Here is a 25,234-nt window from a genome sequence, read left to right as displayed (position 1 = left end):
ATGAAACATCTCAAGGCAATCAATAATAAAGCGCTGAAACTCGATGAGGCCGCGGCCGAAAACCGCATTGAAGAAGTGGTGGCGATGAGTTCCGTCGCCGGCTGCGCCTCGACCACCGACCCGGGTTGGGAAATCGATGCCTTTGGCGGTGTGTCATCGCTCTGCCAGCCGATGGAGGCCGACCTGTATGGCTGCTCCGATCCGTGCTGGTGGCCGGCCCAGGTGCCGGACATGATGAGCACCTACCCGGACTGGAACAAGGATGCCCAGGCGTCCAACGAAAACTGGCGCAACCTCGGGACTGTCTTTCCTAAAGACAAGTGATCGGACAGAGAAGAAGGATTCCAGCATGCATCGCATCAAAGCCTGCGGCCTGGCCGCATTTGCCGTCCTGAGCGTCTGTTCGTTCAACGTTCTGGCCGATGAAAACACTGCGCTCCAAGATGGTCACGAGTACATGTTGACCACCAATTACCCGAACAACCTGCACGTCATCGATCTGGCGACCGACACCGTGTTCAAGACCTGCAAGATGCCGGACGCCTTCGGCCCCGGCACCATCCAGTTGTCGCCGGACCGCAAGACCGCTTACGTGTTGAACAACCACTACGCCGATGTCTACGGCGTCGAGCTGGACAGCTGCAAGCAGGTGTTCCACGCCAGCATCACGCAGAAACCGGGGGAGAAGGCGCGCTCGATGTTCGCCTTTACCCTCAGCCATGACGGCAAGGAACTGTTCACCGTCGCCAACCCGACGCTGATGCTCAATGACCGTTATGAAGTGCAGCAACCACGGCTCGACGTGTACGCCACCGACGCTGGCATGGACGCCAAACCCGTGCGCAGTTTCCCGGCGCCACGGCAACTGACCATCATGCAAAGCGGCGACGACGGCACGCTGTACGTGGCCGGGGCGGATGTCTATAAGGTCGACGTGAAAACCGGCAAGTTCGACGTGCTGATCCCCAGCCGTCACTGGAAACGCGCGAACTACGCCGCGCCGGACGTGCTCTACGTGTGGAACCAGCAGACCTATCGTCATGATTTCTCGCTGCTCTACACCACCGCGAAATTCAAGGACAAGAAGCAGGATCCATTGACCGCCGAGTACCTGTACGGGCTGTTCAGCATTGACCTGAAAACCGGCAAGACCGAAACCACCGACTTCGGCCCCCTGACGGAAATCTATTTCAGCGGCATGCGCTCACCCAAGGACCCGAACCTGATGTACGGCGTGCTCAACCGTCTGGCCAAGTACGACATCAAGGAGAAGAAAATGCTGCAGTCCGCGACGCTGGATCATTCCTACTACTGCATTTCCTTCAACAAGGACGGCAGCAAGATCTACCTGGCGGGGACGTTTAATGACGTGGCGATCTTTGATGCCGACAGCCTGAAGCAGATCGGCAGCATCAAGATGCCAGGTGGGGATATGGCGATTACCACGGCGCAGATATTTGTCCGGTAATTGCGTCGCCTGAACTGACGCCATCGTCAGATCGCTGCCTGGTCCGGGCGGCGATCTGACGAAGAGGCCCTCAAAATCACCGGAGCATCAAGCCCCCGGCACCGGGCAACTCAAATCCCCCTCCTGACATTTCAAGTAGTTCTTGAAAGTCTGCACCCGCGCCTTGGTCAGCTCAGTGACACAGTTGCTGTAGATCAGCGGATAAGCACTCCCGCCCTCTACCCCGGCGCTCGAGAACTTGCACTCGGCATCCCGAAACGCAACCCATGAACGCTGCGCGCCAACCAACAGCTTCTTGCTGTCCGGAGTGCTCTTCAAGCGGTTGGTTATCTGCTGGTAAAGCGCATTCAGCTCCTTGTCCGCCGCCTTGTTCTGCTGCGCTGCACACTGGTTCATTGTGGACTGGTCAGTGGCGTTGTCGCAGTCTGCGGCATGGACGATGGAGCTGAGCAGTAACGGCGTCAGCGCCAGAAGGAAGCGTGGGTGCATGAGGGAGGCTCGCTGTGACGTGGGAAGTGGCGGTAGTGTAGCGCTCTGGAATATCCGGGATATCTACACCTGCCATTCGGGGTGTTTTTCAATCGATTGATATTCAAGCCACGGCACGTCATGTGAAGTCCAGATATGGGCTTGAGGCGTCATGCCCGGATCATCATCCAGCGTCGCCACACGAATGATGACGTGAGGCTGGGCCAGGCGTTCCGCCATCAAATGTGAGCCACAGACCGAACAGAAATGCCGCAGCTTGCCCGGCGAGGATTCATAACTGTTCAGCAAATGCTGGCCCTTGATCCAGCGAAAGTGTTCGCGCATCACCCCGGCTGTCGAGGCAAATGCCGCTGCGTGTGCTTTGCGGCAGGTTTGGCAGTGGCAGTGGCTGATGGGCATGTCGAGGTTGTCGAGTTCGTACTCGATGGCTTTGCATAAACAGCGGCCATGCAGGCTTTTCATCGCGTGGATCCTGTGCAGTGAGTCTTGTTTGTATAAATGACGGCGCTGTGCACGTTAGCAGTTTCAGTGATTGACCAACGTTCCACGCCAGAACCTGGCATCAGAAATGCGGCCGAATATTACAGGCACACTTGATAACAACTCCCCGTTGATACAACTTTAGGGTTGGTCTTGTGGTCTTACAGGCCTACTGTTCAGTACAGGAGGTGGCTTATGAACCCTGCATCAGATCGCATTGAAAGGAAGATTTTGCTCAAAGTGCCGCGTTCGAAGGTGTGGCGCGTGCTGGCCAATGCCGAGGCCTTTGGGCAGTGGTTTGGCGTTTCGCTGGAGGGCAAGCGTTTCGTTTCCGGTGAATGGACCCAGGGGCAGATTACGTACCCCGGCTATGAACACTTGTTGTGGAATGTGTTGGTGGAGAGGGTCGAGCCGGAGCGGGTGTTTTCCTTTCGCTGGCACCCCTATGCGGTGGAGCCGGAAGTCGACTACTCCCAGGAGCCCACTACCTTGGTGAAGTTTGAACTCGAAGACTTAGATGAAGGCACCTTGCTGAAGGTTACCGAGTCCGGCTTCGACCACATCCCGCAACACCGCAGGCTCAAGGCGTTCCGCATGGACAGCCGTGGCTGGGATGAGCAGATGAACAATATCGAAGAGTTTCTCAAGACCAGCGCCAAGAGCCACGAGCCTCAGGAAGAGTGACGGCGGTGGCAATGGGTTGGCGTTTGCCCTGACAGCGCAAAGTCCGCTACAGGCCGCGGAAACCGGGGCTCGCCTGCTTGATACCTTAGATGTCTAAGGGTTTACGGAAGGGTGGCTATAGCGAATGTCTTACACGCGATGGTAGCTATGTCGTCTATTGCACATTGGATCCGAAGCGTAATCTAGCCTCATCAACTGAAGCACAGGAAGTGCTCCAGGATCACGGATGATCGACCATCAGCAAGGATTCGCTACCGACAGGGAGTCGACATGGTCTTGGGAAAACCCGCTTCGGCGGGTTTTTTTTCGTCTGTTGAAAAACTGCGGTCTCCTGCCGCTGCCTTCGACAGCTTCAGCAGCGCAGGTTTGTGACGTCAGTGGTCAAACGCTTACACCCGCTAGCGGGTATGTCGTCTTTTTATACTTCAGCGATGCCGTTAATCTGGATCCATCAACTGAAGCACAGGGAGTGCTCAGGATCACGGATGATCGACCATTGGCCAGGATGGCTGCCGACAGGATGTCGAAAATGGTCTTGAGAAACCCGCCTAGGCGGGTTTTTTTTCGCCTGTGAAAAAGTACGACTTACAGCCTGGCCGCTGCTCGCTCGGTAATTTGCGTTCGTTGCTGGAGCGACTGTGCCGCACGCCGTTGCGCTTCCGCCAGGACGCTCGACGGCGCTGTGTCAGGGCTGCCGGACTGGAACGGTGGTGCCGGCGCGTATTCCAGCTGTAACTGCACCAGCTCGGCCGTGTCCTTGTCGAACAACTCGGCCGCCAGGGTCAGGGCAAAGTCGATCCCTGCGGTAATCCCGCCGCCGGTCAGCAGATTGCCGTCACGTACCACCCGATCCTTCACCGGGATCGCCCCCAACGGCGCCAACAGTTCGTGATAAGCCCAGTGCGTGGTTGCACGTTTACCCTTCAGCAGACCTGCCGCACCGAGCACCAGCGCCCCGGTGCAAACCGACGTGACGTACCGTGCATTCGCGGCTTGCGCCTTGATAAAGGCCAGCGTCTGCTCATCTTCCATCAACGGCCCGACACCGCTGCCACCGGGGATGCAGATTACATCTAGCGCCGGGCAATCGTCGAAGGTCGTGGTCGGTTTCAGCACCAGCCCAGTGCTTGCGGTGACCGGCACCAGGTCCTTCCAGATCAGATGCACCTTCACGTCCGGCAGCGAAGCCAGCACGTCGTAAGGGCCAGTGAGGTCCAGTTGTTGAACCTGTGGAAACAACAGAAAACCGATCTGCAACGTCATGGCATTTTTCTCATGAAGTGGGGTGGACGACTTCACTCTAGGCTCGTAGGATCTGGCGCATACGCCAATAACCCCACGAATTACGCCAATTATGCCGAAAACCATTCATGTGCTCGCATTCGCCAACGTGCAATTGCTGGATGTCACCGGGCCGTTGCAGGTGTTCGCCTCGGCGAACGACATCGCCCGCCAGCACGGTGTGCCGCCGCCCTATGCACCGACGGTGATTGCCAGTGGCGGCGGGGCGGTGATGTCGTCGGCGGGATTGGCGCTGCTGGCCGAACCGTTGCCCGAGCAAGGGAGCGACACCCTGATCATCGCTGGCGGCTGGGGCGTGTATGCCGCAGCGGAAGACGCACCGCTGGTGGCGTGGGTGCGAGAACACGCGAAGGCCTGTCGGCGGGTCTCGTCTGTCTGCACCGGAGCCTTTTTGCTGGCGGCGAGTGGCTGGCTTGACGGTCGGCGAGTCGTCACCCACTGGACCCGTTGCGAGCAGTTGGCGCAGAAGCATCCGCAACTGCGGGTGGAACCCAATCCCATCTTTATCAACGACGGCCCGGTGTGGACCTCGGCCGGAGTCACCGCGGGCATCGACCTGGCGTTGGCGATGGTCGAAGAAGACCTCGGCCGCACGATGGCCCTGGAAGTCGCGCGACAATTGGTGGTTTTTCTCAAGCGACCGGGTGGCCAGTCGCAGTTCAGCGTGACCTTGTCCCTGCAAAAGGAAGGCAGCCGGTTCGACGAGCTTCACGCCTGGATCAGCGAAAACCTGACCAAAGACCTCGGCATTCCGACCCTGGCCCTGCAGGCGGGCATGAGCGAACGCAGTTTCGTGCGGCACTATCGCGCTGACACGGGCCAGACCCCGGCCCGGGCCATCGAACTGATCCGGGTCGAGACGGCGCGCCGGTTACTCAGCGACACCGGCGTGCCGATCAAACGCATCGCCGTGCAGTGCGGATTCGGCAGCGAAGAAACGTTGCGCCGCAGCTTTCTGCGCGGGATGGGCGTGACGCCACAAGCCTACCGCGAGCGGTTTTCCGTCAGCCCTTCAGCAGATCCAGTAATGCCTTGAGCGTCGCTTCAGGCGCTTCTTCGGGGATGTTATGCCCCACGCCTGCCAGCACTCTTCGCTCGTAGCGCCCGGTGAAATGCTCGGCGTCTTCGTCTATTTCAGGCGCCGGGCCAACACCATCATCGGCGCCACACAGTGAGATCGTCGGTACGCTGATGGCCGGTTGTCGGGTCAATGCCTCTTCCATCCACTCCAGCGCCGGGTCGCCGGGCGCATACATGAACCGGTGGCGATAGGAGTGAATCACCACGTCGACGAAGTCCGGATTGTCGAAGGCCGGGGCACTCAGCGGATACAACTCGGGACCTTTGGCCCAAGTGGGTGACCACAATTTCCAGAGCACTTCACACAAGGCTCGACGATTGTTTGTCAGGCCTTCGACCCCGCGCGGGGTGTGGAAGTAGTACTGATACCAGAGGCGATGCTCGGTTTGCGGGTCCAGCGGTCGCACCGAATTCGGGATGTCCTGGAGGTTGTAACCGTCGCCGGTCACCAGGCAACGAACCCGCTCCGGCCTCAACGCCGCCACGATGCACGCCGCCCGACCGCCCCAGTCGTAACCGCACAGCGCGGCCTGCGGGATGGCGAGGGCGTCCATCAGGTCGAGCAAATCCTGGGCGAGCGCGGCTTGCTGGCCGGAGCGCAGGGTATCGGGGCTGTTGAAACGGGTCGGGCCGTAACCGCGCAGGTACGGGACGATGACGCGGTAGCCCTCGGCGGCGAGGGCTGGAGCGATTTCATCGTAGGCGCGTGGGGAGTAGGGGAAGCCATGGAGAAGGATCACGGGCTCGCCGGTGGTCGGGCCGTGTTCTTCGTAGGCGAGCTTCAGACTCGCGGTCTTGGTGAAATGCACCTGTGTGTCATTGTTCATTTGACCCTCCCGCGTGGCTGTTTCGGCCCTTTGCCTAGGCTTCGGTTTCCGCCACCTGATTGAAATATTTCGACCGGTCCGGCGTAAACGTCACCACCATCCTGGTCCGTGAACAGGTCAGCGCCCGCTCTCTCTCCAGATCAACATCCAGATCTTCCCCGCGCAAACCCTGCCACTGGGCGAGGTATTTGAGGGATCCGTATTTTTCAAGTTTCTTCAGGCTGCGGCTGACGCCACCTTTCCATCCCAGTACCGGCAGCTCGCCGGCAAGACAACGTTGGGAGAGGTCGGGGAATCGGGCAGCACGTTGGCGGCCGATTTCCCAGCATTTGATCAGGCCTTTGTCGTGGTCTTCCCACAATTCATCGCGGTTCAGACCTGACCGCAGGGGGGAGTCGATGGGGCGGTGGATGCGTTGAGTCATTCTGGTTCCTTGAATTCGGGTTTTGTTGGACAGCTCCGCTGTACCCGTTGACCGTCGATGGTAGGTGGGGTTGTAACAGCTGGCAACAAGGTATTTCCGGGTGTAGGAACCAGTGTCGGGCAGGTAAACAGCAAAGTTCGTTTAGTCGTTGTAGGGAAATGGCCTGCGTTCCTTGTGGCGAGGCGTGTTTATTCAGTAAGGCCGTGTTTAAGTGCATCGAGAGCCACTATCGGTCCTACAAACTGCACCCTGAAACGGGAAATTTCCGACAGGTTGCGTCGGTTGCAGATGGGCTGTCCCATCTGCTTTGTGTTGCGGCTGATGGCCCTATCGCGGGCAAGCCCGCTCCCACAGGGCTCTGAGTGAACACGGTCAATGTGGGAGCGAGCTTGCTCGCGATGGGGGCGACGCAACCTCAAGGCTGCCAGTAATTCTTCTCCCCACTCAATTTGCGATCGAGAAAACTTGCTGCACTGATCAATGCCAGGTGCGTCAACGCTTGCGGCGTGTTTCCCAGATGCCGCGCCTGGCTGTCGAACTCTTCGGCATACAAGCCCAACGGGTTGGCGTACCTCAGCAGTTGTTCGAACTCCAGATGGGCCTTTTCCACGCGACCCGCCCGGGCCAGGCATTCGACGTACCAGAATGAACACGCGGCGAAGGCGCCTTCCGTGCCGTCGAGGCCGTCGATCTGGCTGTCATCGTTGCGATAGCGGTAAACCATCCCGTCACGCACCAGATTCTTTTCGATCGCATCAAGGGTGGCGAGCCAGCGTGGATCCTTGGCGCTGACGAAGCGCACCAGCGGCATCAGCAACATCGAACCATCCAGCGCGGTGCCGCCAATGTACTGGACGAAATGTCCGCGTTCTTCATTCCAGAAGTTTTCCCAGATGTCGGCGTAGATGGCTTGGCGGGTCTGGTCCCAACGGGCGAACGGGGCGGGCAGTGAGCGTTTCGAAGCGAGGCGAATGGCACGGTCCAGAGCGACCCAGCACATCAGCCGCGAATGCAGAAAATGATGCTGCTCGCCGCGCATTTCCCAGATGCCTACGTCTTGTTGCTGCCAGGTTTCGCAAACCTGATCCACGATTTCTATCGCGTGTTTCCAGCCCTCATGGGAGATGGCGTCGCCGTACTTGTTGACCAGGTATACCGCATCCATCAACTCGCCGAAGATATCGAGCTGGACCTGATCGTAAGCCTGGTTGCCGATCCGCACCGGCTTCGCGCCGCCATGGCCGGACAGGTGCGACAGTTCGGTTTCCGGCAATTCCTGGCGGCCGTCGACGGCATAGAGGATGTTGAGTTTCATGGAGTTGCCGTGGCAATCGCTGACCCGACCGCGCAACCAGCTCATGTAGGCGTTGGCCTCGTCGACATAACCCAGGCGCATGAAGGCGTAGACGGTGAACGAGGCGTCGCGGATCCAGGTGTAGCGGTAGTCCCAGTTGCGTTCGCCGCCCGGGGTTTCCGGCAAGCCGAATGTCGCGGCGGCGAGGATCGCGCCGTGTTTGCGCGAGGTCAGCAGCTTCAGCGCCAGGGCCGAGCGGTTGACCATTTCTCGCCAGCGGCCACGGTAGCTGGATCGGCCGGTCCAGTCGCGCCAGAATTTCAGTGTGCGTTCCATGCACAGCGCAGAGGCGCCTTCCTTGAAACGCGGATCGTCGAGGCCGCCGAGCAGGAATTCGGCGAACTGGTCTTGTTTGAGGGTGAATTCGGCCACCGCCGCGTTCGCGTCAACGTGCACAAGCTGATCCGAGGCGAGCCGCATGGACGGCTGGCCGTCGGCCTCGAAAACCACGTCTTGTTCATCGAGGCGTGCCCGGGTGTTGGCGCGGGCGTAGTCATGACGCACCGCGCAGCGCATGCGAAACGTTGCCTGGCCGCTGACCACGCGAACACGGCGCATCAGCATCGGCAGATCATCTTCGCTGTCGCCAATGGGGAGTAGGTCGGTGATTTCGACCACGGCGCGCTCGCTGAGCCAACGGGTTTGCAACACGTTGGTGTCGGGCAGGTAAATCTGCTCGCGACGCGCATCAGGCAAGTCCGGTGACAACTGAAAAATCCCGGCCTCGGGTGTGTCCAGCAGCGAGCAGAAAATGGACGGACTGTCGAACTCCGGCCAGCAGAAAAAATCCACGCTGCCCCGGTCATTGACCAGTGCTGCGCTGCGCATGTCGCCGATGATGCCGTGGGCATCGATGGCGCTCTGTCGTTCGGGATGATGATCAGCCATTGCCGCGAAACTCCGGATAGAGGCTCATGCCGCCGTCGATGAACAGTGTGGTGCCGACGATGTAGTCGGAGGCATCGGAGGCGAGAAAAACCACCGCATTGGCGACGTCCTCGACATCACCAACCCGGCCATAAGGGATCAGTTTGAGCAAATCCTGCTCAGCCGCGCCTTCGGTGGCGGCGCGATTGATTGCGGTGCGAATCGCCCCCGGCGCGATGCCGTTGATGCGGATGCGCTGGTGGCTGACTTCCTGGGCAAGGGTTTGCATCAGCATGTCGACGCCGCCCTTGGAGGCTGCGTAGTTGACGTGCCCGGCCCAGGGGATGCGTTGATGCACCGAACTCATATGGATGATTTTACCGGCTGCCCGGGACACCCCTTCACGAACACCCTGGCGGTTGAAAATACGCAGGGCGGCGCGGGCGCAGAGGAACTGTCCGGTGAGGTTGACGCCGATCACCTGGTTCCAGTCGGCGAGGCTCATTTCCATGGCAGGTGCGTCTTTTTGCATACCCGAGTTGGCCACCAGAATGTCCAGCGAACCGAAGGCTTCAACGGTGTGCGCGAACAGGCGTTCGACCTCTTGTTCTTTTGAAACATCAGCGCCGATGGCGATCGCCCGACCGCCTTCAGCGATGATCTGCCGGGCCAGTTCTTCGGCGGGTTCAGCCTCGGAATTGTAATTGAGCACCACCGCGGCACCGGCATCGGCCAGGGCCTTGGCGCAGCCTGCTCCGATGCCGGAACTGGCACCGGTCACCAGGGCGACTTGTTGCTTGAGGGAAATCTGCATCAGCGTGAGCGCCTTGAAGTGAGGGCTTATTTAGCTGACTGGCAGGTGATGGCGAGAGTTCACGTCGATCCATGAAAGTTTCGTCAGGTGATTGTTCCGCGCACCACGACTAATTCCCCGCCGCGCTCATCCGTTCTCTTAACAGACAACTTTCGAGGTAAGCCCGGTGACCCAGCTGACATTGCTGTGCCTGCCATATTCAGGCGCCAGCGCCATGGTCTACAGCCGCTGGCGGCGCAAGCTGCCGCAGTGGATCAAGCTGCAACCGGTGGAGCTGCCGGGGCGTGGCGCACGGTATGGCGAGCCGTTGCACACCGACATGCGGCGCCTGGCGCTGCAACTGGCGCAGGAACAAAAAGCCACGCTGAAGGCGCCGTACGCCTTGTTCGGCCATAGCCTGGGCGCCTTGCTGGCCTGTGAGATGGCCCATGCGCTTCGCTCGCTCGGTTGCCCGGAGCCGGCGGCGCTGTTCGCCTCGGGCACGGCCGCGCCGACGATGCGGGCCGACTATGACCGTGGTTTCGCCGAACCCAGATCCGATGCCGAACTGATCGAGCAATTGCGCACCCTCAATGGCACGCGTGAAGAGGTGCTGGCCAACGAGGAGCTGGTGAGCCTGACGCTGCCGGTCTTGCGCGCGGATTTTCTCCTGTGCGGCCGCTTCGAGCCGCAGCAGCGGCCCTTGCTCAAGTGCCCGGTGCATGTGCTGGGCGGCAAGGCTGATTGCGCCACCATCGAGCAGTTGATTGGCTGGTGCAAAGAAACCCACGGCAGTTTCTCGGTGGACATGCTGGCTGGTGGTCACTTCTTTATCCATGAACATGAGGCCAAGGTGCTGCGGCTGATCAAGGATCAGCTCAACGTGCACCATCGCCGGCACGCCCTGGCCGCCAGCGCTTGATCTCCTCTCAACATCACACAGACCTCGATCCTGAACCCTTCCTGAAGAACCTTTCAATTCCCCGATCCGAAGCCTTGGCATCGTTTACTCTCTGGAAATCGGGGCGTAAGCTTCGCGCGTTTTCAACCATTACGGAGACCCACAGTGGGTACTTGTTCGAGTGACAGTAGTCGGCCGGTTTCGATAACCGGCACCTTCCCGGCAAGATAACGCACCCCTTGTGTGCCGTTGTCTCGCCTGATAGCGAGCAGCGGCCTCCCGATCGCAGTCAGTCCTGACCTGCGCCCCGATGCCTCTCTCATCGATGCTGAACCGTGTGTGGTGCTCGACTTTGCTGTCGACATCGCACCGACTCGACACGCCTGCTTGACGGTTTCCTGGCCGACCCTGGGGGAACTGCCATGAACCTGACCCTGCTCAAAGAATTCTTCGCCGGATTCTTGCGCACCCGCCACATCGCCCGGCACTTCCGTCGCCTGGCGCTGCTGGAAAACTTCACCGACATCCCTGTCAGCCGTGAAGTGCCGCCGACGCTCGCGCAAACCCTGGTCAGCGCCGCCAACAGCGACACAGGCCAATTACTGGAAAACCTCGGTAGCCACACCGACGGCTTGAGCGAACTCGAAGCCGACACCCTGCGCGAGCAATTCGGCCTCAACGAGGTCGAGCACGAGCAACCGCTGCCGTGGTGGACCCATTTGTGGCACTGCTACAAAAACCCGTTCAACCTGCTGCTGACCTTGCTGGCGGTCATCTCCTGGCTGACCGAGGACATGAAGGCCGCCATCGTGATTTTCTCGATGGTGGTGCTCTCGACCTTGTTGCGCTTCTGGCAGGAAACCAAATCCAACCAGGCCGCCGACGCCCTCAAGGCGATGGTCAGCAACACCGCCACGGTGCTGCGCCGGGATGCGTTGCGCTGCGAATTGCCGATCAAGCAATTGGTCCCGGGGGATCTGATCGTCTTGTCGGCCGGCGACATGATTCCTGCCGATTGCCGTGTGCTCAGCGCCAAGGATCTGTTCGTCAGCCAGGCGGCGATGACCGGTGAATCGATGCCGGTGGAAAAATTCCGTCACCAGCAGAACGGCGATACGCACAATCCGCTGGACCTGGACAACATTCTGTTCATGGGCACCAACGTGGTGTCCGGCACGGCCATCGCGGTGATTCTGACCACCGGCAACAACACCTATTTCGGCGCCCTGGCCCAACGGGTCAGCGCCACGGATCGCGCACCGACTTCATTCCAGACCGGGGTCAACAAAGTCAGCTGGCTGCTGATTCGCTTCATGTTCGTCATGGCGCCGCTGGTGCTGTTCATCAACGGCTTCACCAAGGGTGACTGGACCGAGGCGCTGCTGTTCGCGCTGTCGATTGCCGTGGGCCTGACCCCGGAAATGCTGCCGATGATCGTGACCTCGACCCTGGCCAAGGGCGCGGTGTTCCTGTCGCGCAAAAAGGTCATCGTCAAGCGCCTCGATGCGATCCAGAACTTCGGCGCCATGGACGTGCTGTGCACCGACAAGACCGGCACCCTGACCCAGGACAAGATCTTTCTGGCGCGCAACGTCGATGTCTGGGGCAACGACTCCGATGACGTGCTGGAAATGGCTTACCTCAACAGCTACTACCAGACCGGCCTGAAAAACCTGCTGGACGTGGCGGTGCTGGAACACGTGGAAATCCACCGTGAGCTGAAAGTCGGCACCGCATTTCACAAGGTCGATGAAATCCCGTTCGACTTCAACCGTCGGCGCATGTCGGTGGTGGTCGCCGAGCGTGATCAACCGCACCTGCTGATCTGCAAAGGTGCGGTGGAAGAAGTGCTGGCGGTATGCACCCGGGTTCGCCATGGCGAAGCCGACGAAGCACTGACCGATGAACTGCTGGCGCGCATTCGTCAGGTTACTGCAACGTTCAACGCCGAGGGCTTGCGGGTGGTGGCCGTGGCCGCGCGGTCGATGATCGAAGGCGGGGAGACGTACAGCCTGGCGGATGAACAGGCACTGACGCTGATTGGTTACGTGGCGTTCCTTGACCCGCCCAAAGAAAGCACCGCGCCGGCGCTCAAGGCCCTGGCTGCTCACGGCGTGGCGGTTAAAGTGCTGACCGGCGACAACGAACTGGTGACCGCCAAGATCTGCCGTGAAGTCGGCCTGGAGCAACAAGGCCTGCTGATGGGCAACGACATCGAGCGCATGAGCGACGCAGAGTTGGCGGTGGCGGTGGAGACCACCAATGTCTTCGCCAAACTCACGCCTTCACACAAGGAACGCATCGTGCGCCTGCTCAAGGGCAACGGTCATGTGGTCGGTTTCATGGGCGACGGCATCAACGACGCCCCGGCCCTGCGCACCGCCGACATCGGCATTTCGGTGGACAGCGCCGTGGACATCGCCAAGGAAGCGGCGGACATCATCCTGCTGGAAAAGAGCTTGATGGTGCTGGAGGAAGGCGTGCTGGAAGGGCGCCGGACGTTCGCCAACATGCTCAAGTACATCAAGATGACCGCCAGCTCCAACTTCGGCAACGTGTTCTCGGTGCTGGTGGCCAGTGCGTTCATTCCGTTCCTGCCAATGCTGCCGATGCACCTGCTGGTGCAAAACCTGCTCTACGATATTTCGCAAATCGCCATTCCGTTCGATAACGTCGATGACGAAATGCTCAAGCAACCACAACGCTGGCAGCCGGCGGATGTCGGGCGTTTCATGCTGTTTTTCGGCCCGATCAGCTCGATCTTCGACATCACCACATTTGCCTTGATGTGGTACGTGTTCGACGCCAACACCCCGGATCACCAGACCCTGTTCCAGTCCGGCTGGTTCGTGGTCGGGCTGCTGACCCAGACGTTGATCGTGCACATGATTCGCACGCCGAAAATCCCGTTCCTGCAAAGCCGCGCGGCTATGCCGCTGCTGGTGATGACCGGCGTCATTATGGCCGTGGGCATTTTCCTGCCAATGGGACCGCTGGCGCATTACTTCAAACTGCAGGCACTGCCGTCTCTGTATTTCGTGTTCTTGCCGGTGATTCTGCTGGCTTACATGGGCCTGACCCAGGCGGTGAAGGGGTTCTACATTCGTCGGTTCGGTTGGCAGTAACGGAGGTGGCCGCGGATTTTTAGGAAAAGTCCTACAGAAACCTTCGTGCATCTCCCGTAGCCTCCTGCGCCTCCAACATCTGCCATATCCAGGGAGGCTACGATGCCGAACAAAGCGCTGCGTATCCTGATCGCCGACGAGCAGCATTTCCACCAGATGATAATCGAGCGGCTGTTCAACCAGCTCGGCTATTACCGGGTAGCGCCGGTGCAGGGCCTTGCGCCCATGCTGTCCCTGGTCGAGTACGGTGGCGAGCCGTTCGATCTGGTGGTCGTCAATGCCTCGCTGGTCTGCGGCGAACTGGATGCGCTCAGCTACTTCCTCGATAACCAGCAGGTGCGCAACACACTGATTTTCGACGGCCAGCGGGCGCAATTGCCACCGACGCCGGCGGGTGAGCCACAGAGGGTTCAGGTGAGCCATGCACCTCTGCCTGATTTGACGTGCATCCAGCGGCTGATGACGATGATCGATCCGCCGCTGAACGAAGACCAATACCCTTGGCCGAGCGTGCGATCTGCGCAGACTGTAGGTTGATTCGCTATTACCGTTCGTCGCCACTGTCATTTCTTACAGGTAGATTCCTGCTTTCGCCCATGCAAGAGTCTTGGCGCAGCCGTTGCGTCTGCCCCGTCGTTGTCCGGCGGGCATTCGTCGAGTCATTGCACAGGGAGTTGCCATGAAGTCAGTGCTGATTGTCGACGATCATCCGGTGGTTTGCGCTGCAGTGACGCTTGTACTCGAGCAGGAAGGCTTCAAGCGGATTCTTGAAGCGGCCAGCGTTGGCGAGGCATTGTCGATATTGCGTGAGCATACGGTCGATCTGGTCATCCTCGATCTGGTCATGCCCGGCGGAAACGGGCTGGATTTGCTGGAGCGAATCAGAGGCAACCAATGGAAGTGTGTGGTGCTGGTATTCACCTCCCTGGATCCGCTGTTCTTTCAAGAACGCTGTATGCGCGCCGGGGCCTTGGCGTATGTCTCCAAGACCAACAACTTGAGTCAATTGCACAAAGCTGTTCAAGCCGTCATGGCGGGGTATACCTATTTCATGCAGCTATCCGCTGTATCGCTGGATACGGTGCAACACAGCGAAAGACAGATGATCGAAAATCTTTCCAACCGAGAGTTGACCATCCTGCAATACCTGGCCCGGGGGATTAAAAACAAGGAAATTGCCGAACTCATGCATTTGAGCCACAAGACCGTCAGCACCTACAAGACCCGTCTGATCGAGAAACTGCGGCTGAACTCGGCGGTGCATCTGCGCGACTTCGCCATACGCAACCACCTGATCTGAGTGCGCCGACCGTGCGTTTCCTGCAGCTGTTCCTGATGTTTTGCCTCATGACCCCAGCGTCGGCCACAATCGCCGACGAGCCCAAGTTATTGCACTTGCTGGGGCGTTCGACCGTAGACGGCTACCGGGTCACGCTGGATGAAAAGGACCGGCAATGGCTGCGCGACAAGCGGGTCTTGCGTCTTGGGGTGACCGGGCCGGACTACCCGCCGTTCGAGGTGACGCGCAATCACGATGAGCTCGAAGGCATCACCGCCGATTACGCCGTGCTGGTGGCACAACTGCTGAACGTGCAAATCGAGGTGCTGCGCTATGTCACGCGTGAAGCGGCCATGGAGGCGCTCAAATACGGCGAGCTGGATCTGCTCGGCACCTCGAACAACTTCGAAGCGGCCGACCCCGATCTGATTCTGTCCAGCGCCTACGCAGAAGATCAGCCCATGCTGGTCACCCGGCAGGACGAGCACCTGCCCGAGGACCTGGCGGGAAAGCGCATTGCCATGGCCGATGACTATCTGCAGGCGCAAACCGTTGAATCGTTCTATCCCGAGGCGGACCTGCATCGGTATCCGTCGGCACTCGATGCGCTCGGGGCGGTGGCGTATGGGCAGGATGACGTCTACCTCGGCGACCTTATCAGCGCCAATTACCTGATCAACAACAACTACCTCAATTACATTCACTTGGTGGCACCGTCCGGCCTTGACGCCAATCCGTTCGGCTTCGCATTGGCGCGGGACAATCTGGCGCTCAAGGACATCATCGACAAGGCACTGGCGGCGATCCCGATGGATCAGCGCTCGCTCATCGAACAACGCTGGAGTGCCGGCCAGGCGAAGGTCATGGGTCAGCAGCGAGTGAGTCTGAGTGAGAGTGAGCAGCGTTGGCTGGATCGGCACCCGAAGGTGAACGTGGGCGTGGTCGAAAACTTTGCGCCGTTGACGTTCTACGATACCGAGGGGCGATTCAGCGGGTTGACGGCGCAATTGCTGACACTGATCAGCCAGCGCAGCGGTTTGAACTTCAACGTGCTGCGCGGCCAATCCCTGGACCAGCAGATCCAGCGACTCAGGACCGGCGAGGTCGACCTCGTGCCCGCCATCATCCCCACGACCGAAGGCGCAGCCAAACTGCACTTCACCAGGGCCTATGTGGTCGCTCCGTACGCCTTGGCGAGTACGGACGCCCCGGGTAGCCCCAAGAGGCTGGAGGATCTGAGCGGCAAACGCCTGGCGATTTATCACAGTCATCCGCTACGCGCCTTCATTCAGACCCGCGTCCCGGGCGTGCGGATGGTGGATGTGCAAAGCCCGGCCGAGGGCCTGGAACTGGTCAATAAAGGGCAGGCCGATGCTGCGCTCAGTTCGTTGTTCATGACCCGTTACCTGATATCCCGGTATTACCAGGGTCGTTTACGTATCAGCGGTACGGTGGGCGTTGAACCGGCGCGCATCAGCCTGGCCACCGGTCCCGATGCACGGGAGTTACAGTCGATTCTGAACAAGGCATTGCTGAGCATTTCGCCCGATGAAATGGACGCGCTGGTGGCCCGCTGGAGCAATGATGTGGTGGTCGAGGACAGCTATTGGCTGCGTCACCGCCAACGTATTTTGCAGGCGTTTGCTGCGGCAGGGGCTGCGTTGATGCTGGCGCTGGGGTGGATCGCCTGGCAGCGTCGGCAGATCCGTCAGCGACAACAATGGTTGCAGCAATTGCAGGAGGCCAAGGACGCGGCAGACGATGCCAACCGGGCGAAGACCACCTTCCTGGCGACCATGAGCCATGAAATCCGCACCCCTATGAATGCCTTGCTCGGCATGCTTGAAATGGCCGACAAACACGCGCAAGAGGGCGTCGTCGACCGTTTTTCCATTGACGTCGCGTCGACCGCAGCACAGCAGTTGCTGGCGTTGATCGGCGATATCCTCGACATCGCACGCATCGAATCAGGGCATTTGTCCCTGACGCCCGAACGGGTCAATCTTCACGCATTGGTGGCGTCGGTTTGCCGGGTGTTCGAAGGGCTGGCCCGGGAGAAAAATCTGCTATGGCGGGTCGATCTCGACCCTGCCAGTGACCGTGATGTGCTGATCGATCCCACGCGCTTGAAGCAGGTGCTGTCCAACCTGTTGAGCAACGCGATCAAGTTCACCCGTGAAGGCGAGGTGAGTCTGACACTGCGGGTGGTACCTGGTTTGTCGGGGCATCTGACGGTCGATATGCGCATCAGGGACAGCGGCATTGGCATCAGCAACGCCGACCAGCAGCGCTTGTTCAGTCCATTCGTTCAGGTTAGCAACCCTCAATCGTCGGGCCGCAACGGTTCCGGGCTGGGGCTGGCCATCAGCCGCACGCTGTGCGAAATGATGGGCGGGCGACTGACGCTGCGTAGCGTCCTCGGTCGGGGTTCGGAGGTCGAGATCAGTTTGTCGCCGGTCGCCTTGAAACCGTTGCCGGCCTGCGAATCAGAGGATCGCGCGATAAAAATAAACACACGTCTGCTGACGATTCTGGTGGTGGACGATTACCCGGCCAATCGGCAATTGCTTTCCAGCCAGCTCAACTATCTGGGGCATCGCGTGATGGAGGCCCAAGAGGGGGAACAGGCACTCGGGTTGTGGCGAACCCATGCCTTTGATGTGGTCATCACGGACTGCAATATGCCGCGTTTGAGCGGTTATGAATTGACCGGCGCGATCCGTGATGAAGAACGCGCTCAAGGCGTGCCGCCCACTCTGATTCTGGGCTTCACCGCTAACGCGCAACCTGAAGAAAAAGTCCGTTGCCTTGAAGCGGGGATGGACGACTGCCTGTTCAAGCCGATCCGGCTGGCGGACCTGGACAAGTGGCTGACGGAGCGGTTTGTCGAGACCACGAGCGCACGCCCCCCATCGTCGGAAATCGACTTGAGCGGGCTGGAACCCTACATCGGTGGTGACCGCACGCAGATCGATCGATTGTTACGCAAGCTGGCGGAGTCCAACCGCGAGGACCGCGAGAGCCTGCTACACGCGCAGGCCAACGATAATCTGCCGGCGTTGAAAGATCTCGCGCACCGTATCAAGGGTGGTGCGCGCATCGTCGGCGCCAGGTATCTGATCGAATATTGCGAGCAACTGGAGCATGCGTGCGCCTGCGCCAGTGCAGTGCTGATCGACGAAGCCGTCGATCAGTTGCAGCACGCCATGCAACGTCTCGATCAGAGCCTGGAGCAGGGCTGACGATTAATCCCAGTGCGGCGCGATGCCTTTGGGGCTGGTCAATCGCTGGCCGCGATCAAGACCTGCGATCAACGCCATGTCAGCGTCGCTCAACGTCAGATTGCAGGCTTGCAGATTGCTTTGCAGGTTGGCGCGCTTGGTCGAAGAGGGGATCACCGCATAACCCAGTTGCATGGCCCAGGCCAGTGTGACTTGGGCCGGGGTGGCCTGAAGACGCTCGGCGATCTGCTGGATGACCGGGTCTTTCAGCACTTCGCCGTAGGCCAGGGTCATGTACGAAGTGATCTGGATGCCCTGGTTCTGCGCAAATTCGACGACCTTGCGGTTTTGCAGGTACGGGTGCAATTCGATCTGGTTGGTGGCGATGTTGTCGGCACCGACGGCGGCGATGGCCTGCTTCATCAGGTCGATGGTGAAGTTGGATACGCCGATCTGACGGGTCAGGCCCAGTCGTTTCGCTTCGAGCAAGGCGCCCATGAATTCTTCGACCGGCACTTGATCTTCAGGGGACGGCCAGTGGATCAGCGTCAGGTCCAGATAGTCGGTTTGCAGTTTGCGCAGGCTTTCCTTGAGGCTGTCGATCAGTCGGTCCTTGGCAAAGTTGGCGACCCAGATCTTGCTGGTGATGAACAACTCTTCGCGAGGGATGCCACTGGCGGCAATAGCTTCACCGACTTCGGCTTCGTTCTCGTAGATTTGCGCGGTGTCGATGGCCCGGTAACCCAGCGCCAGGCCGGTGCTCACCGAATCGATGACCACCTGGCCTTGCAAGCGAAAGGTACCAAGACCGAATGCGGGAATAGACATCAATGACTCCAGGGTTTGCAGTGGGAATGGGCAGGAGTATCCCCGGCTGCCGCCCCGGGAAAAACCGCTGGTTGGGCAAAGCACTGTTGACCGCAAGTCATGAATCGGTGGATGTCTCTGGGGGATTGAAGGTGTCTGGTCCGGCGCCATCGTTCTCCAGATAGAACGCTAAAGCCGATTTTTGCTGTCTAGTGCGTTAAAGGGTTCGGTTTTAAGCTGTGTCCATCGCGTCAAACAACGAATTTGGAGGCAGGATGAAAAACATCATCGGTATCTACACCAGCCCGCGGACCCATTGGGTCGGCGACGGCTTCCCGGTTCGCTCGCTGTTTTCCTACGACAACCTGGGCAAACACATCAGCCCATTCTTGCTGCTCGATCATGCAGCGCCCACTGAATTCACTCCGACCACCGAGCGTCGTGGCGTCGGCCAGCACCCGCATCGCGGTTTTGAAACCGTGACCATCGTCTACAAAGGCGAGCTGGAACACCGCGATTCAACCGGCAGCGGCGGCAAGATTGGTCCGGGCGATGTGCAATGGATGACTGCCGCGTCGGGGATCATTCATGAGGAGTTCCACTCTGAAGGCTTCGCCAAAAGCGGCGGAACCCTGGAAATGGTCCAGCTGTGGGTCAACCTGCCGGCCAAGGACAAAATGGCCGATGCCGGTTACCAGACGATTCTCGATGGCGACATCCCGAGCCTGCCGCTCAAGGACAACGCCGGCAGCCTGCGCTTGATCGCCGGCGAGTTCGACGGTCATACCGGCCCGGCCCGTACGTTCACCCCGGTCGATGTCTGGGACCTGCGCCTCAACGGCGGCAAGTTGTTGACCCTCGATCTGCATGAAGGTCGTAACACGGCACTTGTCGTATTGCGTGGCACGGTTCAGGTCAACGGCCAGGAGCTGGCGCGTGAAGGGCAACTGGCGTTGTTCGAACGCAACGGCCATCAGCTGACTCTGGAAGCCAACGACGATGCCGTGGTGTTGCTGCTCAGCGGCGAGCCGATTGACGAGCCGATCGTGGGTCACGGCCCGTTTGTGATGAACAGCGAGCAGGAAATCCACCAGGCGTTTGCCGACTTTCAGTCGGGCCGGTTCGGTCGGATGAGCGGTTGATTCGATTCCGGATTACCGCAACCTGATGACCCGCTACAACACCCTGACCAATAGCCAATAACGGCTGACGACACACATCCCCTGTGGGAGCGAGCCTGTTCGCGATTGCGCCAGGACAGCCACCGATTCAGTGACTGTCAGAGCGCTATCGCGAGCAGGCTCGCTCCCACATTTTTTTGGGGTGTTATCAGATCCGCAATTACTCCTACACTGTGCCCATCCGTACATGGCTGGAGTCGTTCGATGCTGTCATTGCTTACCGATCACCCGTTGATTTGCGCCCTGGTCCTGATCCTGATCGATCTGGGCTTGTGGCGTTTGATCAGTGCCAATGGCAGCAACTGGAAACTGGTCGCCCGGCTGGTGATTTTCTCGCTGTTCAGCCTCCTGCTGTTCAACGAAGGCTTGAACCCGCTGGAGCCGGCACCCTGGGCCGACAACGTGCCGCTGCACCTGGCAGCCACGGGGTTGCAAATCGGTTGGTGGTTGTTCGGCGCGCGCACGCTGACGGTAGTGATCGGCGCGTTGATGATGCAACGGGTCGGGCACACCGGACGCTTGCTGCAAGACCTGCTCGGCGCGGTGATCTTCCTGATCGCCGTCATCGCCGCCCTGGCCTACGTGCTCGAACTGCCGGTCAAGGGCGTGCTCGCCACCTCCGGCGCCTTGGCGATCGTCGTCGGCCTGGCGTTGCAAAGCACCCTCAGCGACGTGTTCTCCGGGATCGTCCTCAACACCACCAAACCCTATCAACTCGATGACTGGATATCCATCGACGGCACCGAGGGCCGGGTCATTGATATCGACTGGCGCGCCACGCGCCTGCAAACCTCCCAGGGCAGCATGGCGGTGATTCCCAACTCGCTGGCGGCCAAGGCCAAAATCATCAATTTCAGCCGGCCCAGCGATATCTTCGGCGTCTCGATCAGCCTGCAACTGAGCCCGCATGCGCGCCCGCATACGGTGATCGAGGCGCTGGAACGGGCGATGCAAGGGTGCCGTTATCTGCTGAACAAACCGGCACCCTGCGTCGCGTTGAAAAGCTCCAGTGCCAGCGGCGTGGAATATGAAATCAGCGGCTTCGTGGTCTCCATGGATCAGAAACGCATGGTTCGAAATCTGTTGTTCGATCTGGCTTACCGACACTTGCAGGCGTCCGGTGTCAGCCTGTTGTCGACCGTCGAAACCAACGTGCCTGCCGACCTTTCAAGGCCACGGGCGTTGCTGGACAGTTCGAGCATTTTCTCGACCCTGCGCCTGGAAGAGAAAGAAACCTTCAGCCAGAACATGACGCGGCAAACCTTCCGTGCCGGTGAAATGATCCTGCCGGCGGGGGAGGTCAGCGATCACCTGTTCATCATCGAATCCGGCGTGGTCTCGGTGGAACTGAGCCGTAATGGGGTCAAGTTCGAATCCGGGCGGATGGGGCCGGGCGAAGTGATCGGCGAGGGCGGGATTTTGTCGGACACGGCGATGCCGGCAGATTTCAGCGCCAAGACCGCTTGCAGCTTGTACCGGATCGAGAAGGACTACCTCAAACCGTGCCTGGACGCGCGGCATGACATCAACGAAGCGATGAAGGCGTTGCTGGAATTCCGTTTGAACAAGGCACAAAGCTTGACCCAGGAAGTGCCTGCGGTGGTGGCGAAGAAGGGGTTTTTGCAGTGGTTGCGCAATCGGGCCTAAGGTTCGCTGGTGAATGGCCTCCTCGTCTTCTGGAATATTGGCTATTTGTGAGTGGCGCGGGCGGGATTAACGTAGATCCACCCTCACTTGTTATTGGAGTCCACCATGAAACCTCGTATCGATTTCTACACCGCTTCCCCTGACGCGCTCAAAGCGATGATCGCACTGGAAACCGCGGTATCGAAGCTGCCGCTGGAAAAGACCTTGATCGAACTGGTCAAGCTGCGTACCTCGCAAATCAATGGCTGCGCGTTCTGCCTCGATATGCACAGCGCCGATGCCCGCAAGGGCGGTGAAGAAGAGCGCCGCCTGTACACGCTGTCGGCCTGGCGTGAAACGCCGTTCTTTACCCCGCGTGAACGTGCGGCCCTGGCCTGGACTGAGTCCCTGACCCTGCTGAGCCAGACCCATGCGCCTGATGAGGACTATGAGTTGGCCGTCTCCGAGTTCAGTCCAAAGGAAATGGTCGACCTGACCGTGGCCATCACCACCATCAACGCCTGGAACCGCCTGGCCGTTGGTTTCCGCAAAATGCCTCAAGCCTGATCAATGAGCGTCTGCTGACGGCGCGGCCGGTGGTTGCACCTTGCGCATCAAGGGCACCATCGCCGTGGCGATAATGAAGCAGACCATGATCATCAAAAACGCATCGCCATAGGTTTGCGTCTGCGCTTCTCGGTAGGTCAGCAGCCATAGTTGATGCAGGCTGGCGGTGACGCTGGTGTCACCGCTCTGGCCCAGGTTGGCGAAGTTGTTGCCGACCTGGGACAGCCACTGATTCAGCGCTTCGTTGGTGCTGTTCAGGTGTTCCGCCAACCGGGTGAAATGCAGATTGGTGCGGTCATTGAGAATGGTCGCGCAGGCTGCAATGCCAATGGCTCCCCCCAGGTTGCGCATCAGGTTGAACAACCCCGAAGCATGTTTGAGCCGCGCCGGCGCCAGTCCGCCCAGGGTCAGCGTCACGGCGGGTGGCACCGCCAGTTGCTGGGCAATCCCGCGAAAGGCTTGCGGCAGCATCAATTCTCTGGCCCCCCAGTCATGGGTGATCGGGCTGAAATCCCACATTGACAACGCGAACAGGCCAAGGCCGGTCATCATGATCCAGCGCAGATCGATGCGGTTGGCCAGAAAGGCGTACAACGGAATCGCCATGATCTGGAACACCCCGGTAGAGAAAACCGCCAGGCCAATGTCCAGCGCGCCGTAGCCACGCACCCGGCCGAGAAACAGCGGCGTGAGGTAAATGGTGGCGAACAGGCCGATCCCGGTGACGAACGAGAAGAAACAGCCGAGCGCGAAGTTGCGGTCTTTCAGGGCGCGCAAATCGACGATTGGATTGGCCACCTGCAAGGTCCGGGCAATGAACGCCAGTCCCGCGATGCCGCTGATCCATGCCGTGGTCAGAATCGTGCTGTCGCTGAACCAGTTCCAACGCGGGCCTTCTTCGAGGGTGTATTCCAGGCAGCCGAGAAACAGCGCCATGAACAGCATGCTCAGGTAGTCGGCGCCCTTGAGCAGGGACAGTTCCGGCTGGTCGATTTTCACCAGCATCGGCACCGCCACCGCGACAAAAATCCCCGGCACCAGGTTGATGTAGAACAGCCAATGCCAGGACGAAATGTCGGTGATCCAGCCGCCGATCACCGGCCCCAGGGTCGGCGCCAACGAGGCCACCGCGCCGATGGTTGCGGCGGCAATCACCCGTTGTTTGCCGGTGAAGAAAAAGAACGCGGTGGTGAACACCAGCGGGATCATCGAACCGCCGAGAAAACCTTGCAAGGCGCGGAAGGCGATCATGCTCTGGATGTTCCAGGCCGCGCCGCAGAGCAGGCTGGCCAAGGTGAACCCCACTGCTGAGGCGCAAAATAACCAACGTGTCGAGAACACTCGTGACAGCCAGCCCGACAGCGGAATCACGATGATTTCAGCGATCAGGTAACTGGTCTGCACCCACGCCGTTTCGTCGGTGCCGGCCGAGAGCCCGCCGCCGATGTCGCGCAACGAGGCGGAGACGATCTGGATGTCCAGCAGCGCAATGAACATGCCGATGCACATCGTGGCGAAGGCGAAGACCTTGGTCGCTGTCGCCATGCTGGCGGGATTGAACGGTTGCGCGGGGGCGGCGAGGGCGCGGCTCATGGTGCGCTGGCCACGGCAGAAATTTGCGGTTCTTCGCGAGTGTCGACTTCAGCGGTCACCGACAGCCCCGGACGCAGGTGACCCAGCACGCCATCCGCTGGATCGAGGATGATTCTGACCGGCACGCGCTGAACGATTTTAGTGAAGTTGCCGGTGGCGTTTTCCGGAGGCAGCACGCTGAACTGAGAGCCGCTGGCCGGCGCGAGGCTGTCCAGATGACCGTGGAATTGCTGCCCTGAAAGCACGTCGGCATGAATGATCACCCGTTGGCCCGGGGTCATGCGCGCCAGTTGATCTTCCTTGAAGTTGGCATCGACCCACAGGCCGCTGGACGGCACCACCGACAGCAACTGTGAACCGGCCTGCGCATACGCGCCGACCCGCGCCCGGCGATTGCCGACCACACCATCCACAGGGGCCTTGAGTTCGGTGTAGCCGACGTTCAACTGCGCCAGATCACGTTCGGCCCGGGCCTGCACCAGCGCGGCGCGAGCTTGCTGTTTCTGGGTTTCAATCACGTTGAGCTGACGCTGCGCGGCCAACAGCTCCGCCTGAGCCCGGGCACTGAGCGCCTGCGCGGTTTTGAAGGTGGCGCTGGCCCGTTGAGCGCTTTCCACCGAGACCGCATTGCTGCCGACCAGTTTTTTGTAGCGCGCATCGTCATCCCGGGAACGTGAGGTTTCGGCTCCGGCGGCATCTATACCGGCGCGAGCCTGACCGATCACGGCTTGTTGCAGTTGTTCGGTGGCGTCGAGGTTGGCCAGCAGCGCTTCTTCGGCAGCCACCGCGCCTTCGGCCTTGGCCAGGTTGGCGCGGTAGTCGCGCGAATCGAGGCGGATCAACACATCGCCGGCCTTGACCTTCTGGTTGTCGGTGACCAGCACTTCCTCGATATACCCGGCGACTTTCGGCCCGATCACCGTAACGTCACCGCCGATATAGGCATCGTCGGTTTGCTCGATGAAACGCCCGGCAGTCCACCAGTGAGTCGCATACACCCCGGCAAACACCAAGGCAGCGAGGGCGGCAGTCAACAGGATCAGACGCTTGAGCAGGGGAGGCTTGGCTGGGCTCACCGGGACAGCAAGGTCGGATTCAAGGCTGGGCATGCTGGTCATGGGGGATTACCTGTGAGAATCGGGTTTTTATTACGGTAATAATATGAC

Annotated in this window: 22 protein-coding genes; 12 read left to right on the top strand and 10 right to left on the bottom strand. The window is 59.9% G+C overall.

Translation table 11 applies throughout. The annotated features are described in order from the left end of the window. Both qhpC and peaD read left to right on the top strand, forming a co-directional pair. On the top strand, positions 1–324 hold the full coding sequence (qhpC, locus tag BLQ41_RS25840; protein ID WP_008145336.1) for a quinohemoprotein amine dehydrogenase subunit gamma: 324 nt from the start codon (positions 1–3) through the stop codon (positions 322–324). 25 nt (positions 325–349) lie between these two features. Then, on the top strand, positions 350–1,468 hold the full coding sequence (peaD, locus tag BLQ41_RS25835) for a quinohemoprotein amine dehydrogenase subunit beta (protein WP_090186211.1): 1,119 nt from the start codon (positions 350–352) through the stop codon (positions 1,466–1,468). A gap of 87 nt (positions 1,469–1,555) precedes the next feature. On the opposite strand, the gene BLQ41_RS25830 is transcribed toward peaD, so the two are convergent. Then, the gene (locus BLQ41_RS25830; RefSeq protein ID WP_090186210.1) at positions 1,556–1,957 is read right to left on the bottom strand and encodes a lysozyme inhibitor LprI family protein; all 402 of its coding nucleotides are present in this window, start codon (positions 1,955–1,957) and stop codon (positions 1,556–1,558) included. 63 nt (positions 1,958–2,020) lie between these two features. Next, positions 2,021–2,419 (bottom strand): GFA family protein, encoded by a 399-nt coding sequence (locus BLQ41_RS25825; protein WP_090186207.1) that lies wholly within the window; start codon positions 2,417–2,419, stop codon positions 2,021–2,023. Between the two features lie 213 nt (positions 2,420–2,632). On the opposite strand from BLQ41_RS25825, the gene BLQ41_RS25820 reads away from it, so the two are divergent. Next, entirely contained in the window at positions 2,633–3,121 is a 489-nt protein-coding gene (locus BLQ41_RS25820; RefSeq protein WP_090186205.1) for an SRPBCC family protein, read from the top strand. Between the two features lie 585 nt (positions 3,122–3,706). Here BLQ41_RS25820 and inhA read toward each other — a convergent pair. Continuing rightward, a complete protein-coding gene (gene inhA / locus BLQ41_RS25810; protein ID WP_090186200.1) occupies positions 3,707–4,384 on the bottom strand; it encodes an isonitrile hydratase in 678 nt (225 codons plus the stop codon). Between the two features lie 91 nt (positions 4,385–4,475). Here inhA and BLQ41_RS25805 point away from each other — a divergent pair, with 91 nt between their 5' ends. Then, the gene (locus tag BLQ41_RS25805) at positions 4,476–5,459 is read left to right on the top strand and encodes a GlxA family transcriptional regulator (RefSeq protein WP_090186198.1); all 984 of its coding nucleotides are present in this window, start codon (positions 4,476–4,478) and stop codon (positions 5,457–5,459) included. On the opposite strand, the gene BLQ41_RS25800 is transcribed toward BLQ41_RS25805, so the two are convergent. From BLQ41_RS25800 to BLQ41_RS25785, 4 genes are all read right to left on the bottom strand, one after another. Next, positions 5,428–6,330 (bottom strand): alpha/beta fold hydrolase, encoded by a 903-nt coding sequence (locus tag BLQ41_RS25800; RefSeq protein ID WP_090186195.1) that lies wholly within the window; start codon positions 6,328–6,330, stop codon positions 5,428–5,430. The genes BLQ41_RS25805 and BLQ41_RS25800 overlap by 32 nt on opposite strands. 34 nt (positions 6,331–6,364) lie before the next feature. Beyond that, positions 6,365–6,754, bottom strand: a complete 390-nt coding sequence (locus BLQ41_RS25795; RefSeq protein ID WP_090186193.1) for a hypothetical protein — start codon at positions 6,752–6,754, stop codon at positions 6,365–6,367. Between the two features lie 415 nt (positions 6,755–7,169). Beyond that, a complete protein-coding gene (locus BLQ41_RS25790) occupies positions 7,170–8,996 on the bottom strand; it encodes a glycoside hydrolase family 15 protein (protein ID WP_090186191.1) in 1,827 nt (608 codons plus the stop codon). Next, a complete protein-coding gene (locus BLQ41_RS25785; protein WP_090186188.1) occupies positions 8,989–9,789 on the bottom strand; it encodes a glucose 1-dehydrogenase in 801 nt (266 codons plus the stop codon). Before BLQ41_RS25785 ends, BLQ41_RS25790 begins: the two co-directional genes overlap by 8 nt. 166 nt (positions 9,790–9,955) lie before the next feature. Here BLQ41_RS25785 and BLQ41_RS25780 point away from each other — a divergent pair, with 166 nt between their 5' ends. From BLQ41_RS25780 to BLQ41_RS25755, 5 genes are all read left to right on the top strand, one after another. Further along, positions 9,956–10,690 (top strand): thioesterase II family protein, encoded by a 735-nt coding sequence (locus BLQ41_RS25780; protein ID WP_090186185.1) that lies wholly within the window; start codon positions 9,956–9,958, stop codon positions 10,688–10,690. Positions 10,691–11,091: 401 nt separating this feature from the next. After that, positions 11,092–13,794 (top strand): magnesium-translocating P-type ATPase, encoded by a 2,703-nt coding sequence (gene mgtA, locus BLQ41_RS25770; protein WP_090186180.1) that lies wholly within the window; start codon positions 11,092–11,094, stop codon positions 13,792–13,794. Positions 13,795–13,896: 102 nt separating this feature from the next. Then, positions 13,897–14,331: a chemotaxis protein CheY gene (locus BLQ41_RS25765; RefSeq protein ID WP_090186177.1), complete on the top strand. Its 435-nt coding sequence runs from the start codon at positions 13,897–13,899 to the stop codon at positions 14,329–14,331. A 142-nt stretch (positions 14,332–14,473) separates the two neighbouring features. Beyond that, positions 14,474–15,094 (top strand): response regulator transcription factor, encoded by a 621-nt coding sequence (locus BLQ41_RS25760; protein WP_090186175.1) that lies wholly within the window; start codon positions 14,474–14,476, stop codon positions 15,092–15,094. A gap of 47 nt (positions 15,095–15,141) precedes the next feature. Continuing rightward, positions 15,142–18,315, top strand: a complete 3,174-nt coding sequence (locus tag BLQ41_RS25755; RefSeq protein WP_231997068.1) for a transporter substrate-binding domain-containing protein — start codon at positions 15,142–15,144, stop codon at positions 18,313–18,315. Between the two features lie 3 nt (positions 18,316–18,318). On the opposite strand, the gene dkgB is transcribed toward BLQ41_RS25755, so the two are convergent. After that, positions 18,319–19,122 carry a 2,5-didehydrogluconate reductase DkgB gene (gene dkgB, locus BLQ41_RS25750; RefSeq protein ID WP_090186172.1) on the bottom strand — a complete coding sequence of 268 codons (804 nt, stop codon included), beginning with the start codon at positions 19,120–19,122 and terminating at the stop codon, positions 18,319–18,321. 254 nt (positions 19,123–19,376) lie between these two features. On the opposite strand from dkgB, the gene BLQ41_RS25745 reads away from it, so the two are divergent. The 3 genes from BLQ41_RS25745 (at position 19,377) to BLQ41_RS25735 (ending at position 22,475) form a co-directional block, all read left to right on the top strand. Beyond that, positions 19,377–20,243, top strand: a complete 867-nt coding sequence (locus tag BLQ41_RS25745; RefSeq protein WP_090186170.1) for a pirin family protein — start codon at positions 19,377–19,379, stop codon at positions 20,241–20,243. Between the two features lie 243 nt (positions 20,244–20,486). Further along, the gene (locus BLQ41_RS25740) at positions 20,487–21,929 is read left to right on the top strand and encodes a mechanosensitive ion channel domain-containing protein (protein ID WP_090186167.1); all 1,443 of its coding nucleotides are present in this window, start codon (positions 20,487–20,489) and stop codon (positions 21,927–21,929) included. A 105-nt stretch (positions 21,930–22,034) separates the two neighbouring features. Further along, positions 22,035–22,475 carry a carboxymuconolactone decarboxylase family protein gene (locus BLQ41_RS25735; RefSeq protein WP_090186164.1) on the top strand — a complete coding sequence of 147 codons (441 nt, stop codon included), beginning with the start codon at positions 22,035–22,037 and terminating at the stop codon, positions 22,473–22,475. On the opposite strand, the gene BLQ41_RS25730 is transcribed toward BLQ41_RS25735, so the two are convergent. Together BLQ41_RS25730 and BLQ41_RS25725 are read right to left on the bottom strand one after the other, a co-directional pair. After that, complete coding sequence (locus BLQ41_RS25730) at positions 22,476–24,068, bottom strand: DHA2 family efflux MFS transporter permease subunit (protein WP_090186162.1); 1,593 nt, start codon at positions 24,066–24,068, stop codon at positions 22,476–22,478. Continuing rightward, the gene (locus BLQ41_RS25725) at positions 24,065–25,186 is read right to left on the bottom strand and encodes an HlyD family secretion protein (protein ID WP_090186159.1); all 1,122 of its coding nucleotides are present in this window, start codon (positions 25,184–25,186) and stop codon (positions 24,065–24,067) included. Before BLQ41_RS25725 ends, BLQ41_RS25730 begins: the two co-directional genes overlap by 4 nt. Positions 25,187–25,234: the final 48 nt, after the last annotated feature.

It is taken from the genome of Pseudomonas arsenicoxydans (assembly GCF_900103875.1).
GTDB classification, from domain to species: Bacteria; Pseudomonadota; Gammaproteobacteria; order Pseudomonadales; family Pseudomonadaceae; genus Aquipseudomonas; species Aquipseudomonas arsenicoxydans.
Note: the sequence above shows the minus strand (reverse complement) of the source record. Positions and strands in the feature narration are given on the sequence as shown.